General features: G+C 39.4%; 8 protein-coding genes. 1 reads left to right on the top strand and 7 read right to left on the bottom strand.

The features are described from left to right. The 7 genes from B2X33_RS00050 to B2X33_RS00080 form a co-directional block, all read right to left on the bottom strand. Positions 1-9,362: Ig-like domain repeat protein (locus B2X33_RS00050; RefSeq protein WP_296666510.1), on the bottom strand; the 9,362-nt coding region annotated here is incomplete at its 3' end. A 192-nt stretch (positions 9,363-9,554) separates the two neighbouring features. Next, entirely contained in the window at positions 9,555-10,910 is a 1,356-nt protein-coding gene (locus tag B2X33_RS00055) for a glycoside hydrolase family 28 protein (RefSeq protein ID WP_296666512.1), read from the bottom strand. Positions 10,911-11,096: 186 nt separating this feature from the next. Further along, the gene (locus tag B2X33_RS00060) at positions 11,097-12,086 is read right to left on the bottom strand and encodes a pectinesterase family protein (protein WP_296017379.1); all 990 of its coding nucleotides are present in this window, start codon (positions 12,084-12,086) and stop codon (positions 11,097-11,099) included. A 148-nt stretch (positions 12,087-12,234) separates the two neighbouring features. Then, entirely contained in the window at positions 12,235-13,230 is a 996-nt protein-coding gene (locus B2X33_RS00065) for an alpha/beta hydrolase (protein ID WP_296666515.1), read from the bottom strand. A 198-nt stretch (positions 13,231-13,428) separates the two neighbouring features. Then, complete coding sequence (locus tag B2X33_RS00070; protein ID WP_296666516.1) at positions 13,429-14,733, bottom strand: pectate lyase family protein; 1,305 nt, start codon at positions 14,731-14,733, stop codon at positions 13,429-13,431. A gap of 336 nt (positions 14,734-15,069) precedes the next feature. Next, entirely contained in the window at positions 15,070-17,244 is a 2,175-nt protein-coding gene (locus B2X33_RS00075) for a heavy metal translocating P-type ATPase (protein ID WP_296666517.1), read from the bottom strand. Between the two features lie 150 nt (positions 17,245-17,394). Further along, positions 17,395-17,697: an ArsR/SmtB family transcription factor gene (locus B2X33_RS00080; protein WP_296017356.1), complete on the bottom strand. Its 303-nt coding sequence runs from the start codon at positions 17,695-17,697 to the stop codon at positions 17,395-17,397. 163 nt (positions 17,698-17,860) lie between these two features. Here B2X33_RS00080 and B2X33_RS00085 point away from each other — a divergent pair. Continuing rightward, positions 17,861-18,405, top strand: a 545-nt coding sequence (locus B2X33_RS00085) for an ATP-binding cassette domain-containing protein (RefSeq protein WP_296666520.1), incomplete at its 3' end; no start/stop codon positions are given.

An 18,405-nucleotide genomic window follows, 5' to 3' on the forward strand; every position in this document is an offset into this window, starting at 1 on the left:
GGATTAATGCTTCCGTCAAACGTCGTTCCTACTTTCCAGACGCTGATGTATCTGTCGTCGGTCCAGAAATTTGTTCCGGCTTTATTGGCTTTTGACAGACCGTTATCTATTTTCTTTGCTTCGTTCTCTGCGCCTGCGACATAGCCTTCTTCGATGTTGCAGCCGCTGTTCTCGTTCGTGTTGTTTCTTGTCGCAACTCCGCCAACTACGACTTCAACCCAACGTGAATATTCAGGTGCCTTTACGGTGATTTGTCCGACTGTTAAAATTGTTCCACTCTGACTTTCAGAAGAAATAATATTTCCGGCAACACTTTTTCCGTCCGCGTCTGTCTTTGACTTGTAGAAGTTGACCGTGAAGCTTGCGCCTTTCGCAAAGTTCATTCCCTCAATAACCATGTCTTCGCCTGCGCGTACAGGGAATTTTCCAAGTCTTGAGCGGTTAGCGCTTCCGGAAACTGCCGGATAAATGCTCTTTATGTACGGAACAAAGTCCATATTATAAACGCAAGTTGGTTTTTCTCCGGTCGTTTGCTGGCTTTCAGAAGAAATATCCTGCGTATTTGCCTGAGCATCAACTACATAAGTTTTTACGCTTTTGTCAGTTGCAATTCCATAAGGCGTCATATCAATCTTGTAACGCCAAGTAATCGTGTGTCCGTCTTGACTTGGTTCTTCTTCGCTCAAAATCTCAGCGTCTTCAGAAGTTTTCCATTCACCGTCTTCATTCCAGATGATATTTACATCGCCCTCTCCACCGACAGTTCCATTAGGCTTTACAATATGAATCTCGCCGATTCTTGTGTCGTCAAAACTTGTTCCGTTTATGAATATTTCGCCAGAAACGCCAGGTTTTGTTTTGCCAGCTCCCGGCAAATCAATATGTCCGAGCGGCTGTCCGTCGTCATCATAGACAAAACTTGAATCTTCCTTGCTGTTCCACCAGAACGGTTTAATTGTTCCATTTGGTTTTTCTGTATCCTTAACATCGATTATTGCAGGAATATTTATCATTGCCCACAAACTGTCAATTCCCTGTTTTGTTTCGTCCGTTTTGTCCCAGAATGTAAATGCAAGATATTTTGTACTTCCATCGTCAAGTTTTACAATTCCTTGGTCATTTTCATCCATTTTTAAGAAAACGCCGCCGTATTTTTGAGCATCATCTGTCTGAACCAAACTTTCCGCACTCTGTTTTGTTCCTTTTTTGTCTGCAAGATTCAGTTTTTCAGAAGTTCTAGCAAGTTCAATTACATCTCCGTTGACAGGCAAAGCAACTTCTTTTGAATTTTCAAGGCTGTAAGTATAGCCAAGCTCACCGTTTCCTCCGACAAATTCTGGCAAAACAAGCAGATCTTTCTTTACTTTGAAAATTCTTCCATTTAAAACAACGTTCGCCTGAGCATCGCCTTTGTTGCTTGAAGAGCCACTGTTCACCTTTAATGTTGAATAAAATACAAATTCGCCAAACTGAGTTCCGCTCGTAACGGTTTTGTCATCTGACAAATCATTGAGAATCGAAGTTTTTTCGTTATAAAAGTCAAATTTTCCGTTTCCATTCAGGTCGGTTGCAAGCATTACACGCGAAATTCTCGGACGATTGTTCTGAATGCTCGTCTTTACATAGCCGTAATTTGAATTTCCTGCCTGATCAAATGCAACAACGTGAATTTCTGCCGGACCGTCGGGAATATTGTCCGAATAAACACTTGCAGTCCATTTATATTTTGAACCGCTGCGTTTTACCATTTCGACAAGCCCATCACCATCATCGTTTGAAACTCCAGTTTCGGAAGTAGAATCAAAACCTTCCATCACTTCGTGATCAATCAAAAGCGCGTAGATGAATTCAGCCTCTGTTTCTCCAGCCGAAAGTTCGTCTTCAATAATTGCATAATCGCCTTCGATTTCTGAAATTCTGTGATAAGTTCCATTTATCTTAACAAGTCCAAATTTTGAAATTTCGGGATTCCAGTTTTTGCCGTTAATGTTAAAGTCGCTTCCAAGTCCATCAAAAGTGATTTTTGACTTTCCGTCATTTGGTTCCAAGTTTTCAACAGTCGCTTTTTTATAAAGCGCAGGAAGATTTTCTGAGTTGATGTAAACTTTTCCGTCTGATTTTACATCAGCAACTTCGGTTTTATTATTCTGAGTTTCTGTCGTTGCAAAAAGCGGATTGAAAATTCTTTCCGTTGTGTCGAATTCTGCATTTGCCGGCTTTTTAAAATAAACCGCGACAAAATCAAGCGAGCTTCCACTTTCTTCAAGCTCGTCGCCAAAAGTATACGAGCCGTCAGAATTTTCAATTACGTTTACAAGGCCGATATTTTCACCACGGCTTGTAAGCCGCAAGTTTTCAGGATTTTCGGCAGCAAGTTTTTTATTGTCCGTGGCGTAAAGGGCAGGCGCGGTGTTGTCAATCTTAAATGCATAATTCGTCTCAACTCCAGAATGTTGTCCGTCGTTCAAGGAAAGTGTTGCATAAACATTTCCTTCTTCTTTTACATCGATTGGAATCAAAACCGTATATTCTGCCGTTTTTGCACCAAAAGTAATTGTTCCGTTTGAGCGTGCAGCTTCGCTTTCAGAACTGTCAAATTCTTTCATTGCTGAAATATAACCATTTCCGCTTTGCATGCTCAAACCAACATCAATTACGCTCGAGTCATCGGTTACAACAGTTTTTAAATACCAGAATTTTGCCTTTTTGCCGCTAAAGCACATTCCAGCAGAATATGATTTTTCCCAGACAGGAACTTCGTCAGCGCCCTCTGGCTTCGAATCAAATCCCACAATATATGCTTTTCCAACTTCTGGAACTCCAGAATCAACATAAATTCTAATTTGACAAATTTCTGCAGAAACTGCGTCCGGATAAGCAAATGAACTTGAAGTGCCGTTTTCGTCATAAGATTCGACAGTAAAGCGAAGAGCCTTAATTACGGCATTTTCAATTTTTATTTTTGAAACGTCAATTCCTGCTTTCCAGTTTCTTGTGCCTTCTGCAATAATTTGAGCTGGATTTTCCGAAATATTGCCTTTTACGACAATTCCAGTTCCAGACAAATCATCAATCGGCTGCCAATCCGTAGAATCCGTAATTTCGCCGTCAACCGCGTATTCAACTTTTGTAATTTTTACAGAAGAAATTTTTTCGTCATCATCGGCGCTTCCCTGCAAAATCACACTGCTTCCAGTTTTTGCAAAATCTTCGTGCGATGTAACTTCCACCGTCGGAATTCCGCCACGAACATTTACAGGAACTTTTTCTTTTACGACTTCAGCATTTCCGGTTGCATCTTCAACATAAAAATAAACCGGAACATTTACTTTGTTTTTGTCACCAGAAATTTCTTCAGCGTAGTTTAGACTTCCGTCAGCATTTTTAGCAGTCGCATAATAAATTAAACTTTCCAAATTTTCTGTTTTTTCAAACGAAGATGAATTGAATTCAATTTTCCACTGAGGTTCTTTTAACGGCTCTGAATAGTCATTGATTGTTTCGCCAGTGCTCGTTTTTAAAGGAATCCAGCCTTCAGAATTTTTGGTTACTCCAGTCTTTGCCTGTTCTTTTGTCGGAATCAAGTAATTGAATATCGAAATTCCGCTCGGATCGCTGCCATTGCCGGTAATTGCGCATTTTCCAGTTATATTTTCAATTGAATTTTCATCTATTGAAACAGTTGGCGCAGCATTATCTATCGTGGCATTAAAATCTTTTGAACTTGTTCTTCCGGACTTATCAGTTGCCGTAACCGTAACTGTAGTTTTGCCTTCAACATTAAAATTTCTTGAATCAAGCGCGCTTACTGTGTAAGACAATTTTCCGTCAGAAGATAAATCTCCGGTCCGTTCAAGTTTTCCTGCCAAATCCAAAACTTTATTGCCAAGGCTCAATTTTACGTCGTCAAAAGCAGAATCGTTCATCGAGACGTTTTCTTCAATTTCAAATTGAACAAAAAGATAAGGACTGTTATTTCCAAGATTTATGCCAAAATTGTACGGGTCTTTCCAAACAGATTCTTCCGTAGGAAGTTCAGTTCCAGACGAAACCGCACATTTTATGTTCTTTAAAGACGGAGCGGTTTTATCGAGAGAAATTCTTACAGGATTTTGGTTATCCGATTTTTCACTCGAATCAAACTGAATGAACGGTCTTTCCAATTTGTTGTCATTTTTTGTATAAAATACACCGCCCTCAAGATCCTTTGCGTAGAAATAAATATCGTAATTTCCTTCGTCCGAAAGCTCAAAACTCCAGGTTTTATCCGAAGAAAGTTCAAGCTTTTTCCAACCGCTGCTTTGTTCAGGAGTTTTTTCTAAATCCGCAGAATCTGTTGAATAATACAAGCCGTCAATTCCATCATCGTCGCCTACACTTCCAGATATTTTGCTGTTGCTTACAATCTGGCCAGAAGCTTCCAAAGAAATAATTTTGACTGCAGGACGGTCACTATTTTGGTCAATTTCAAGCTCGATAGGTTCTGAATAGCCAACGTTTCCGACTTTATCGACAGCTTCCGCCTTAAAGAAATATTTTCCGTCAGAAAGTCGTGCCGTATTAAATTCTGCGCTCCAGTTAGAAGCTCCATTTATTTCAAGTTTTAAATCATTCCAGTCTTCAATTGCAGAATTTTTTTCAGTTGAATAGAAAATTTTGGTCACTTTATCAAATCTGCCGTCGCCAAAATCATCTTTGTCGTCTGCGCTTCCTTTTAACGCAATCGTTTTGTTTACTTGAATTCCTTCAGCCTCTGAATCAGCATCTTTTGGAGAAATAAATGTTACCGTCGGAGATTTTTTGTCGATTACCAGGTCAAAAAGTTTTATTTCTGGTGAATTTCCTGCATTATCGAAAATTTTTGCATAAACTGTTTTATTTCCGGCAGATAATTCTGCGCTCAAAACCGTAAATTCAAATTTTTTTCCGTTAATTTCTTCAGACTCGCTCAAAACTGCATCTTTTTCAAATTTTCCATTGTCAAGAGAAACCTGAACTTTTGAAATTCCGCTCAACTCGTCAAAAACTGAACCTTTTATTACAACGTCGTTTTTGCCGTTGCTAAGTTTTTTGTCCGCATCTTCAATTATGCCGTCTACAGACAGAGAATTTTCCTTTAATTCTGGATTTTTTGAGTCCACTTTTACAATCCATTCTGCTGTCTGCTCATTTCCGGCTTTGTCACTTGCATAAAGTTTTAAGTGATTTTCTGTGCTGTTTTCAAAATCAGATACAGTTATATTGAAGAATTTGTAATTTTCTTTTTCTGAACCGTTAAGGCTCGTTCCCTGAGAGAGAATCGTTCCGTCTTTGTTTTTAAGTTCGTAACGAATACTTTTTATTCCGCTGGTTGATTCTTCAAAGCAACCGTCAAGCATTAACGAAGTAGAATTGAACCAAATTTCTGCAAAATCGTGCGCATTCATTTTTACCTGGGCGCCGCTTTTTCCAAACAGAGAGTATTTTTGATTTCCCTCAATCTCGTATTCAGCCTTGAATTCCGGTTTTGTAACATCGAAAATGTATTTTACTTCTGCCTCAGAACTAAGTCCGTAAACATTTGTCGCCGTAAAAATTCTTGTCGTTTCTCCAGAATCATTTGCCGGAGCAGGAATTGTAATTTTTAAGTCCTGCTTTTCATTATTTTTTTCAATTGCAACATTTCCGGAAATTGTCTCTCCTTCTCTCCAATCAAGAGAAGCAATCTGGTTTTCGTCTTTTACGGTCGCAGTTACAATTATGTCCTTATTTGAATAAAGAAATTTATTTTTCTGTTCATTTGAGTCCGCATCCGTAACAAGAGAAATGCTTGGGGCAAAATTCTTTATTTCTATGTCGTCTGACGATTTTGTATTTCCCGCTTTATCCGTTACTTCGATTCTAAAGCGGCTTGTTCCTTCCGGAACGTCTTCTTTTTCGAGAATAAACGTATAAACTTCAAATTCTTTTTTTGTGCCTTCAGCTTCTGTGACTGTTTCTGTCGTTTTTTTCTGTGTTTTTTGAACCGTTGTTCCGTTACGCAAAAATTTTACATCTTTAATTCCGCTTCCAGAATCTCTTGCTTTTAAAACAAGCTTTGTCGGTTCAAGTTTTTCAAAAGCCTTAATTTCCGGAGCTTCCGAGTCCAAGGTGATTATTATTTTTGCGCTCGGATTTTTCTCCGCAACGGACACGTTTCCGGCATTGTCGATTGCAGCAAGATAAACCGTATAAGGAACATTTTCCTCATACGAACTTAAATCAATCGGTGCCGACCACTCAAAACCATCATTCGTTGGAGAAATTGCGCACTTTTTCCAGGCTGAAGCAACGTTTTTGTAAAAACCTTTTTGGTCTTTTTCAGGCTCATTTTCAGAAAGAATATAGAAGAAACTTTCGCCCAAACCAGAACAGTCGGTTTTGTCATCTTTTTCGGAAGGATCTGTTACAGTTCCGCGCAGAGTAAAATAATTTTTATTATTGCCGTATTTTCTTACAAATCCAGACTCATCTTTTTCTGCCTCATTAAAAGATTCGCCGTTTACGCTTTCAATTGTAAATGTCGGAGGCAAAGTATCGACAATATATGAGAATTTTTGTTTTGAACTTTGACCAAAGCAATCTTCTGCCTTAAACCAAAGAGTTTTTCCTTCGCTTCCAGTTTTTTCTTCAAAATTCCAAGAAAATCTTCCGTCTGTTCCTGCATTTTTCGATATTTTAATCGAAGCTCCTTCGCCAGAACAATTTGCGTCAGAATAGCATCGGATTTCCGCAGAAGAATCGTCTATCGAACCTGTAACCGTAAACTGAGAATTTGCAGCCTGAAAAGCGCCGCTCACGGTTGAAACCGCAAGTTGAGGCGCGCCATTGTCCACTGCAACAAGAAACGGTCCAGAACTTCCAGAACTGTAAGATGTCTGAGAAAGCTTATCTTCTGCCAAAACTTTTACAAGGTAAGCGCCTTCGTCCTTTGGAAGTTCGTCAAATTTTAAGGTAAAACTTGTTGAACCAGCGGCATCTTTTTCGATAACAATTGCTGAACTTTCATTCCACTCAATTTCCTCGCCAGATACAACCTGTTCAACATCAATTTTCTGATAGAAAATTTTGATTGTTTTTATGCCATCATCGTCTTCAACAGAACCAATTAAAGTGTGATTATTGTCTGTTCCAAGAATATTTTTCTGTCCGTTTTTTATTTCTGCGACAGTTTTTACTTTATCATCAATATTAGAGAATTTAATTTTTGGACTGTCGCTGCTTTGATTTATTTTTACAGTTTTTAATTTTATTCCTTCGTTGCCAGAAACATCAGTTGCGTAAATTTTTATTGTAAGTTCTTTGTTATCATCAAATTTCGTAGTATCAACTTTAAATCCAGAAGAACTTATATTTGGAACCAGAATGCGCCCGCTTTCTTCGCCATTTTCCTGCATCAGTGAATATTCAGTTTTGTTTATAATTCCGTTGTCAGAAATGTTTGCTTTTACGGTGATTATTCCGTTTACGGCTTCTTCATTGTCCTCTTCAAGAATCGGAGTTACAGAAATTTCTGAAATAACCGGAGCTTCATCATCAAAATTCACTTGAACCTGATCTGTTCCGCGGTTTCCGTCAAGGGACTTTATTCCGGCCTGAACAAAAACTGTAAATGCCGATTTTCCTTCAAAAACAGATTTTGGAACATTTAGAGAGAATTTTCCTGTATTTTTGTCAAAATTTATTCTTCCGTCCGCAGACGAAGCAAAAAATTCATCTTCTGTCGAATCAATGTATGCAAAAAGCTCGATTTCAAGGTCATCTTGACTTACAGTTGCAGTTCCAGAAATTTCAAATTCTTTATTTGCATAAAAACTTTTTTCGCCGTCAATTTTTACAACTGGAGCGGCGGCGGTTGCGCTTAATTTAAATGCATATTCATTCCCAGCGTTGTTTGCTTCGTTGTCATTCTGATCATAACAATCAACTCCCAAAACATAATATTTTCCGGCTTTTAATTCTGGATGAATAACGCTGTTTACTTCGACAATCACCTTATAAGCATAAGAACCAACCGGAGTGATTTTTGATTCGCGTTCGGAACGCTGCTCTTCTGAAAGTTCATTTAGAATTTTTCTGTTTCCGTCGGAATCTTTTTGGCCTTTCCATGGAGCAAGCAATGTTATTTTTTCGGCATTTTCTATGATATTTCCGTTTTTGTCACATTCCTGCAGAAAAATTCCAATTGTGTCTTTGTCGAGAGGAATCTGGTCAAGGCCGGCAGAAATATTTACTGTTTGCTTGGTTTTATTCATCAGTTCGCACGAAGAATCGTTCAAATAGCCTTTTTCCTGATTTGAGCCAGACGCATTTTTTAAATCATCAAGTCCAGTATAACCAGAGAGTTCGTAAGAAGGGTTGTTCAGCGGATTGAGAGAAAAAACTGCTTTTTGAAGCTGTTTTTGAGAAAGCGCGGACTTTGCTTTTTCGACAATTTCTCGGTTTTCGTCCGTAACGTCATAAGTTCCATTTAAAATATAGTAGGCGTTTGTAAGTTTTACAGTTTGAATTACATCGGAAGAAATTTCATTATTCAAATAAAAATATGCGGCGCAGTTTCCTTTGTCGCCCTCTTCTTCCGGAATTTTACGTGCAGAATCATAAACTGAAATTTTGCACCAGTATTTTTTTGTTCCGGCATTTTTGTCTGTTCCATAAATGCTTTCGTAGGCTTCGCTTCCCCATTTTGCAACAGACAAATCGATTGTCGGAGGAACATTTTTTAAGACAACTGTTTTTTTGAGCTGGTCTTTATCATCGCCTTCCGCGCTGTAAATTTCCACTTCGACAGAATCCACATCGCTTGAATCCATTACACTTCCGGCAATCGAAAAATCCTGCCCATAAGAATCAGCGCTGCTTCCGTCATCGCTAAATTTGGTTGAAGGCCTGGTAAGAGAAAGAAGAGGCGGAGTGTTATCGATTACAAAACCTTTAGTTGCGCCAGTTTTGTTTCCAGCAGTATCAATCGCCGTAACAGAAACTTCATAAGAACCGTCTGGAATTTTAGATTCCGAGAGCGGATTTATTTTGCAAGTCCAAATTCCTCCATCTTTTCCGCCTTCTTTTATAATTGTCGCCTTAAAAGAATCGGTTTCCGGATATTGCTTTTTAGTCGAAGTATTTTTAAGAACAACGTCTATTTCCTTTAATTCGCCGTCATCGCTCCAAGTTCCGCTCATTGTAAATTCATCACGGACAATATAATCTGCTGACGGTGAAGTTATTTCAACTGCCGGAGCTTTTGTATCAATCGAATCTCCAAGTCCAACTTCACAGGATAAAAAAAATCCACAAAAGACGGTCAAAATAACCGCAAAAACAGAAAGTACGTTTTTTTTCATACTCTCCCCCTCAAAAAAACTTTTTAATCTAACAAAATATTATACCACTTATAAAATTTTTGTCGAGTTTTTTATATGAGTGAGAAGAAATTGCCGTATAAAAACCTTCTGCACATAAAAAAGGCCGAAAAACTTGTCGTCATCCGGCCTTTTAATCCAATTTTGAACTTTTTAATTTGCAGAAAAGAAAAATTATTCGTAAATAAAGGTTTCTTTTGGACCTTCGATTGTTACATTTTCGAATTTTGCGCCTGGAGCATTTCTTATGCGGAAACTCTTTACGCTGACTTCTGGCAATCCGTAAAACATATCGCTTTCCATTGGTGAGCGGTCAGAATTTTCGTCTGTCGTAAAATGACAGTCGCGGATTTCGAGGTTGTCAATCGGCATTTCTGGCAATCCAACGATAAATCCAGCGCTTGCCTTACAGCCAGTTCCCTTGCATCCAATAATTTTTACATTGTGGATTCTAGGAGTTTCGCTTGTTACAGGCATTTTTTCGAGGCTGAAAAGCGGAGATTTTGTGTCTGTAATTCCACATTTGTAGTACATATTCATTGCAATCGGACAAAGAGTATCGTTCATTACAAGATTTTTTAATTCAATATCGTTAATATCGCCACCACGTCCACGTCGAGATTTTATGCGAATTCCACGGTCTGTACCCGACAAATCGCAGTCGCTTGCGTGAATTCCGCTCATTCCTGCGGCAGTTTCCGAACCAAGAACAATTCCACCGTGTGCGTTTCTTACTGTACAACCTTTTACTTCAACATTTACAGTTGGACGGTTTACCCGAATTCCGTCAGGACCAGAACCAGATTTAATACAAATTCCGTCATCGCCAACGGCAACAAAGCAGTCAATTATTTTTACATTTTCGCACGAATCAACATCAATTCCGTCTGTATTTGGAGCAGAATATGGATTTTCGATGTGAATTTTTTCGAGCGTGAGATTTTTTACATAAATCGGATGAACTGTCCAGAAAGGAGAATCCACAATTTTAATTCCTTCGAGAACAACATTTTCGCAGTTAATAAATTCAATAAGAGCCGGGCGCAAGAATTGAGTTTCGCGTCCGCCGCCGCCGCCAGCCTGATTTTCGTAGCCAGGATTTAATTTTGCAAGCGCGATTTCGTACGGTTCTTCCGGTTTTGACTGCTTGCGTGCTTTTTTATCTTTTACGGTTTTCCACCATCTTTCACCATTGCCGTCAATTGTGCCCTTTCCAGTAATTTTTATGTTTTTTGAGTCGGAAGAACGAACAAGAGCATGCATTCCATAACATTCAACACCTTCCCAACGGGTAAATGCAGGAGGATACAAAGCTGGATCATCGACAAAAACTATTCTTGCACCTTCAGAAAGCTCAAGTGTTGTGTCCGATGGAATATCAATTGGACCTGTAAGCCAATTTCCAGCGTCAACAGTAAGCTTTCCTCCTCCGTTTTTCACAATTTCTTCAAACGCAGTTTTAAAAGCTTCTCCGTTATTAAAAATACCGTCCGGTTTTGCGCCGAAATTTTTTAGGTTCAAGTTTGTCATTTTGTCTGAAAATCCTCCATTTTTAATAATCACTTTTTTATTTTGACAGCATTTTATTCAATTTGAATTTTTCCGAGGCTGTTTAAATAAGATTTCTTTCATTATTGCTGACCGAAAAACTTACGGCAAGACTTTAAAAAGAAGTAATTTTGAATAAATACGCGGTTTTGTTCAATAAATCGCAGTTTAAACCGACGGCGCAAATTCGTTGCGAAGTGAATCTGCTTCCTCTTTTTTCATAAAATATCCGTGCGGATTTCTAACTGCCGTATTGTCTGCTATTTCATCGCCATTTGAATTTATGCGCTTTGTGCCAAATTCTCGCCAACCAAAATCCTTGCAGCCTTTTTCAGGATAAACCGTTTTTTTGCCGTCTTCGTCCGTCCAAATTCTATCATCGTAATTTTCGTCAATCTTGCAGTCAATCAAGGCAATGCTGTCCCAACGGTCAACACTGTCTTTTGCTCCAGTTCCCTGACTTCTTCCAATCCAAAGCTCGCTTCCTTCCGGTCTTCTGTCTGCCGTAAAAGTGCAGTCCACAAAAATAAATCCCGGTCTTGAATTTAGCGCGCGGCTCTGGACAACATAAGCAGGTCTGATTCCTGGACGGTTGTCCTCTCTTGTGTGAATTTTACAATTTACCCAAACCGAAGTGTCGCAATATCCCCAGATAAAATCAATATCGCCTGTAATGTAGCAATCTTCAAAACGGCTAAAACCTTTTACGTGAACAGTGTCCTGACGGCTTATAAAACGCATATTCTGACACAAAAGGCTCCCGTTCTGGTTATGAAAACACAATGCTTCCGCCTGATTTCCCAAAGAAGCGTCATCGCAACTTTTTAAGTGAGTATTTTCAATCGTAAAACCGCGCAATGTAACTTCAGACGCATTCGGTCCAATCACAAAAACAGCACGGTTTTCTGTATCTTTATGAAAAGCTTCGCAATTTTCTGCAAGCAGGACAATATCTTCCGGCTTTGTTCCGGCCATTCCTTCAAGAATCAGCGGGTTTGGAAGATTATAAGAAAGTATTCCAGGATATTTTCCGGCAGCGAGCAAAATACGGACAGGCGTATCAATATCAATTGAACCGCTGGCCGTTATTTCTTTAATTTTCTTAAAAGTCTGGGCAATTATTCCCGTATTTGACGGAGCAATTTTAAATTCAACCATGATAAACATCCTTGCTTTTATAATTGTTGATTATATTAGGCATTATGCGCTAAAAGCACATATTTTGTCTTTATTTTCAAAAATTGCAAAATTCCATTTCCTCACAACAAGAATAAAAAATCGCAACTTCAAAAAAACATCTACTCTTTTAATTATATTTTTCGACAAATTTTGTCAGTTCTTTTTCGTATCTGTCCCAATCCACAATATAAGAAACTGCGTGGGGAACGTTTTCAAAAAGAACCAATTTTGTCTTTTCTGGAAAACGCTGCTTGTAAAGCATAAAATTCGTTACGGTCATTTCGTAAGGAACAGTATGGTCGTCAGTTCCTGTTATAAACAAAAACGGCAATTGTGTTTTTTCGAGGGCTTTTAAGGTTGAATATTCTTTTAATCCAAAACCGCCAATTTTTTTGCAGTACCAGCCGGCAGAATCAAGAAGAATTTTCGCAACTCCCGGCCAAATGCGCATTTCGTCCGTCATTGTCCAGCGCACAATTTCATAAGGCTCAGTAAATCCGCAGTCGGCAATAATTCCACGCACATTATACGGCAAATCCAGCCCAGAAGCCATTGTGACAGTTGCACAGCCCATGCTAATTCCGCCGACAAAAAGCGGCAAGTCGTTTCCGTAAATTTCATTGATTTTTAACATCCAGTCGCGGCAGTCATAACGTTCCCTTATTCCAAAAGTAATAAATTTTCCTTCGCTCAAACCGTGCGACCTTTGATAAGGCATAACAACGTTAAAATTCATCTTATGAAAAAATCTGGCGATTGTCGCAAATTCCCGCACAGGCCCAGAGTGAAAACCATGCATCAAAAGAACAGTTCCGCGGCAAGAAGAAGAATTTTCAGAATTCCAGACAATCGCTTTTAATTTTAAGGAATCAAAACTCGTAATTTCGATTAAAGGAAGATTTAGAGAATCAATATATTCGCTGTCGGCAAGATGACGCTTGTAATTTTCTTCGCCAGCATAAAATTTAATCTCGTGCTCAACAGTGCGTTCTTTTGCAGCCCGGCTAAAATTCGGCAGAAAAACAAAATTGTAAATGCAAATGTTAAAAACAGCGGCAAGCGCAACAATAATTCCACAAATAATTCCAGCAATTTTTGCATACTTAAAAACATTTTTTTTCATATAAGCATTATGTAACAAATTTGCATTTTATGGAAACCTCAAAAGATTTTTTTTGCCGGCCGATTAAAAAATTTCTGGAGCACAATCTGCCTTCTAACCCGTCTTGCGCCCTTCCGCTTTTGCTGCATTTTCAGGGCGGTTAAAACCACCCTGAAAACTTCGGGGCTACAGCCGGGGCTAAGTTTTACTTAAAAAGTTTTATTTTTTTACCAAAACTTTTCCATTTCCGGCACCGGATTTTACAATCTGCTCAACGTTTTCTGCGCTGTCCGCCTTGTAAGAATAATAATCAGCAGGAATCCATTCCGGTTTTTGCGAAAGTCCGGCGGTTTTTATATTTTTGCTTGCAACATCGTACATTGAGCCAAAAGTATTTGAAGTAACAGACTTTTCTTTGTCTGCAAAAAAATTTGCTTCGCTGTAAATGCGGCATTCTGCACGGCGGTCAATTCCGCGGCTTTCTGTATTTGTATAAAGATTGTTGTAAATATGTATTGTTGCAAAACGAACCATTGGAAGCCGCTGAGTACATTTGTCAAACCAGTTGTGATGAAGCGTAATTGTCTGATGGAGCCTGTCAGCAGTTTTTTTGTCGCTGTTTCCAATCAGCATGGTTTTGTCATGGTTGTAGAATTTGCACCAGCTTACCGTAACAAAATCATTTGTATTCGTAATATCGCAAAGTCCATCGTAAACCTGCCATTTTATGCTTACTCCGTCTTTTGTAAGATATTTGTCGGATTCAACTTCTTTGTGGCTAAATTTCGGGCTCAAAGAACAATGGTCTATCCAAACATATTTTGAATTTTGAATTGCAATACAGTCAAAATCTGCGTTCAAGCCGTCTGATTCTTCAATTTTTGGAAAAGGATTGTAGCAGTTTGTAAAGCTCAAATTTCTTATGATTACGTTCTGCACTTTTTTTATGCTCACGCTTCCGCCTACAATTCCAGAATTTTCATCAAGACCAATTAAGGTCGTGTTGTCCTGCAAGCGCAAAAATACAAGTTCGCGCCAGTAATTGTTGAGCTCAGTGCGAAGTCCTGCAATTTTTCCGCTCTGATCTTCATTGTAATTAAAACTTGCAGTGTATTTTTCTTTCCATTCTTTATAAGAATTTACAGGAAGAGCAGTTCCGGCTGTTTTTTCTTTTAAAAGTTTGTCCATTTGGTCAGTTGAACCGTTTACAGTTTCTGGCAAAAGAGAACCGCTGCCTGTGTCTGTCATGTCGATTATACCTTTTACATAAATAATCCGGCGCTCTCCCTGTTTTAAGGCAGAAAGCAGCTCTTCGCGGTTAGTAACAGTTAAAACAACAGAAGCGCCAGCTCCGCCATTTGTGCCATAAGCCGACGGCGGAACAACGGCATTTCCGGAAAGGTCTTTTGTACCAGAAAAAGAAGCCCAGCCGTCTGACTTGTCATTGGCAGAAATTTGAGCGGCAAAAAGCCCCGCAACAGAAAAAAACGCAGCACAAATAGCGCTAATAAATTTTTTTTTCATAAAAAACTCCAGAAACTCTCAAAATATAGACATTGTAGCAAGCAGATAAAATCTAAGACACAGCAAATCTGTAAAAAACAAGTTATTATAAAAATATTATTAACCCAAATGTCGAGTTTTGATAAGAACAGCAGTTTAAGAGTCATTTCCGCGCTTGACACGGCAATTTTTGGAAACTGTTTTACTAAAACCCGACATTCGGCCAATTAAGTCAAAACCCGGCTTAAGGATTGGAGTACCGCCGAAGGCGTTCGTAAGCAGCTTGCTGCGTCGAATGGAGCGACAGCGGAAGTACGGAAAGCCTGACGGCGGCTTGCCGCCGGAAGCTCCTTTTTTTTACTTTTTTAAAATTCGCATTGCATTTAAGACGGCAAAAAATGTTACTCCTACGTCGCCAAATACAGCGAGCCACATTCCTGTTATGCCGGCTGCGCCTAAAACCATTATTGCAGCTTTTATTCCGAGGCTCAAAACTACGTTCTGCAAAACTACCGCCATTGTGCTTCGGCTGATTTTTATCGCGTCGATTAAATGTTCAGGCTTGTCGTCCATTATGACTACATCTGCCGCTTCGATTGCAGCATCGCTTCCAAGCGCGCCCATTGCCACTCCAACGTCTGCACAGGCAAGAACCGGACTGTCGTTGATTCCGTCGCCGACGTACACAAGGCTGCCTTTTTTTTGAGTTTTTTGTTCAATAAGTTCTTTTACGCGGTTTACCTTGTCTTCCGGCAAAAGTCCTGCAAAAAGCCGGTCGATTCCAAGCTCGCCTGCAACAATTTGGGCTGTTTTCTGGTTGTCACCGGTCAGCATTGCTGTCTGACGTACGCCACATTTTTTGAGAGCGCCGATTGTTTTTTTTGCATCTTTTTTTAATTCATCGCTTATGACTATGCAGCCTTTGTAAATGCCATCTTCTGCGACATGAACAACTGTTCCGGCAAGTTTTTTTTCTTCCAGCTGAATTTTGATTTTTGGGTCAATCTGAACATTTTCTTTTTCCAGAAGTTTTTCGTTTCCTGCAAGAACTGTTTTTTGGTCAAGTTCGATTTTTATTCCGTGGCCGCTGATTTCCCTTGCATTTTTACGAATACAAAGCTCGCAGCAACTGTTGTCGAGCCCGTTTTTTAAATTCATTTTCTGGTGTGCAGTGCAAAGAGATTTTGAGATTGGATGAACCGAATAGTATTCTGCATGAGCCGCAAGCGCCAAAAGCTCATCTTCGCCAACACCTTCAACCACAAACACTTTTGAAACCGCAAATGTGCCTTTTGTGAGCGTGCCTGTCTTGTCAAAAACAGCAGTGTCAATTTTGCTCAAGGCTTCGATATAATTGCTTCCTTTTATAAGAATTCCATGCCGGCTTGCCGCTCCAATTCCGCTAAAAAATGAAAGAGGAACCGAAATTACAAGCGCACAAGGACAGCTTACAACCAAGAACATAAGCGCGCGGTAAACCCATGTGTGCCATCCGTACTGAGCAAAAATTTCCGGCGCAAAGACGCTGAGTGCAAGCGGCGGAAGAACTGCAACGGCAAGCGCGAGAATACAAACGATTGGAGTGTAGTATTTTGCAAAACGGGTAATGAATTTTTCGCTTTTTGCCTTTGCTTCGGCAGCTTTTTCCGTCAATTCCAAAATTCTTGTGACTGCGCTTTCGCCATAAGTTTTTGCAACACGAATTCTTACAACGCCCTCGATATTTACAAATCCAGCCAAAATTGCGCTTCCTTTTTCAACTTTTCGAGGAACGCTTTCTCCTGTCAACGCACTCGTGTCCATAAATGACGAACCTTCTTCAATTTCGCCATCGAGAGCAACTCTTTCGCCTGGTTTTACTTCGATTATTTCGCCGATTTTTACATTTTCCGGTTTTTCTTCTTCGATTTTTCCGTTACGGACAACAAAAGCCTTATCCGGGCGAATATCCATCAATGCGCTGATTGAATTTCTGCTTTTATCAACGGCATAATCCTGAAAAAATTCTCCTAGATTGTAAAAAATCATTACGGCAACGGCTTCGCCAATTTCGCCTACAAAAATCGCTCCAACAGAAGCAATGCTCATCAAAAACTTTTCATCGAAAATTTCACCATGCAAAATATTTTTTACGGCAGATTTTATAACATCTTTTCCGCAAATTATATACGCCGCAAAATACAAAACAAGAAAAACAAGCCTTTGCATTCCAACCGGGCCAAATTGAATTGAACCCAACATCCGGCTAAAAACCGAAAGGTGCTCAACCACAAGCGCAGCGCCAAAAAGCACAATTGCGCAAATTATCTGTCTGAGCGAAAGCTCACCTTCTTCTTCGTGTTCTTCATTGTCTTCATCGCAATCGTGGGCATGGCAGCATGGGCAGGAATGTTTGTGATGATGTTCATACTCTTTTTTACATCCTTCGTTTTGACATATGTCGGTACCGTTTTTTTCTTTTATATCGGGTTCCTTATCATTTTTCTTTTCTTCCAAATTATTTTTTTCAAATTCTTCCACCAAATTTTCCATAAAAAATCCTCCCATAAAATTCCGCGCTAGCAGCGAGCCAGGGATGGCAAGAATCACAATTTGTAAAAACATCGCTTGAACAAACTGTGATAATAAAAATTACAAGGATGTAATTTTTATCATGCCTCAATTAAAATTCAAAATCAAAAATCACTCGCAAACGTGCTCTATTCCTTGGTTCAAAATCGAAAGAACGTGGCCGTCGTCTAAAGAATAATAAATCTGCTTTCCGTCACGTCGCCCGCGCACAAGCTTGCTGTCTTTTAAAATTTTAAGTTGATGGCTGATCGCGCTGTCCGTCATTCCAAGCAATGATGCAACTTCGCCAACAGATTTTTCTCCGTCATGCAAGCAAAAAAGAATTTTTACACGCGTCGAATCTCCAAAAATCTTAAAAAGCTCGGCAAGGTCAATCAAAACATCTTCGTCCGGCATTTTAATTTCATCTTCCATAAGCCACCTTCTTTTGAACATTTGAATAATTGTTCAATCGTTCATAATTTATTTATACTTTTCTTTTTCTCGCCTGTCAACTAAATTCCAAAAATTTGATATATTTTTTTGACATAGTTTCTTTATTCTTCGTGCAAATTTTTCCGTGCGTCAGGAGCGTTTTATGAACATTTTATCTATCAGCAACCTTGCAAAATTCGGACGCGAAAGTCCTTTATTCACCGGAGTAACATTCGGCTTAAATGAAGGCGAAAAAGCCGCAATCATCGGACGCAACGGAACTGGAAAATCAACGCTCCTCTCTACAATCGCCGGAGTTCTCGAACCAGACGAAGGAACTGTCGTTATAAACAAAGAAAGCGGAGCAAGTTTTTTAAGCCAAAATCCGCAATTTGACGCCAACAACACAATTCAACAGCACATTTTTAAGTCAAACAGCCCAAAACTTTCAAAAATCCGCGAATACGAAGAACTTTGCCTCTTAATGGAAAAAGGCTTTAACAAGGAACAGCAAAACCGATTCGACAATCTTACGCTAGAAATGGACAAAGGCTCTCTCTGGAACTACGAGTCGCAAGTCCGCTCGATTTTGAGCACTCTAGGAATTAAAGATATGACGCGCAAAATGGGAACTCTTTCCGGCGGCATGCTCAAAAAAGTTGCTCTCGCACAGGTTCTCGTCGAAGACACAAAGCTCCTTCTCCTCGA

Origin of the sequence: Treponema sp. UBA785, assembly GCF_002297065.1 — a bacterium.
Classification (GTDB): Bacteria; Spirochaetota; Spirochaetia; order Treponematales; family Treponemataceae; genus Treponema_D.

Bases quoted from the DNA above. Each gene is read 5' to 3' on its own strand.
- B2X33_RS00055 (WP_296666512.1), bottom strand. From the start codon at position 10,910: ATGACAAACTTGAACCTAAAAAATTTCGGCGCAAAACCGGACGGTATT.
- B2X33_RS00060 (WP_296017379.1), bottom strand. From the start codon at position 12,086: ATGGTTGAATTTAAAATTGCTCCGTCAAATACGGGAATAATTGCCCAG.
- B2X33_RS00065 (WP_296666515.1), bottom strand. From the start codon at position 13,230: ATGAAAAAAAATGTTTTTAAGTATGCAAAAATTGCTGGAATTATTTGT.
- B2X33_RS00070 (WP_296666516.1), bottom strand. From the start codon at position 14,733: ATGAAAAAAAAATTTATTAGCGCTATTTGTGCTGCGTTTTTTTCTGTT.
- B2X33_RS00075 (WP_296666517.1), bottom strand. From the start codon at position 17,244: ATGGAAAATTTGGTGGAAGAATTTGAAAAAAATAATTTGGAAGAAAAG.
- B2X33_RS00080 (WP_296017356.1), bottom strand. From the start codon at position 17,697: ATGGAAGATGAAATTAAAATGCCGGACGAAGATGTTTTGATTGACCTT.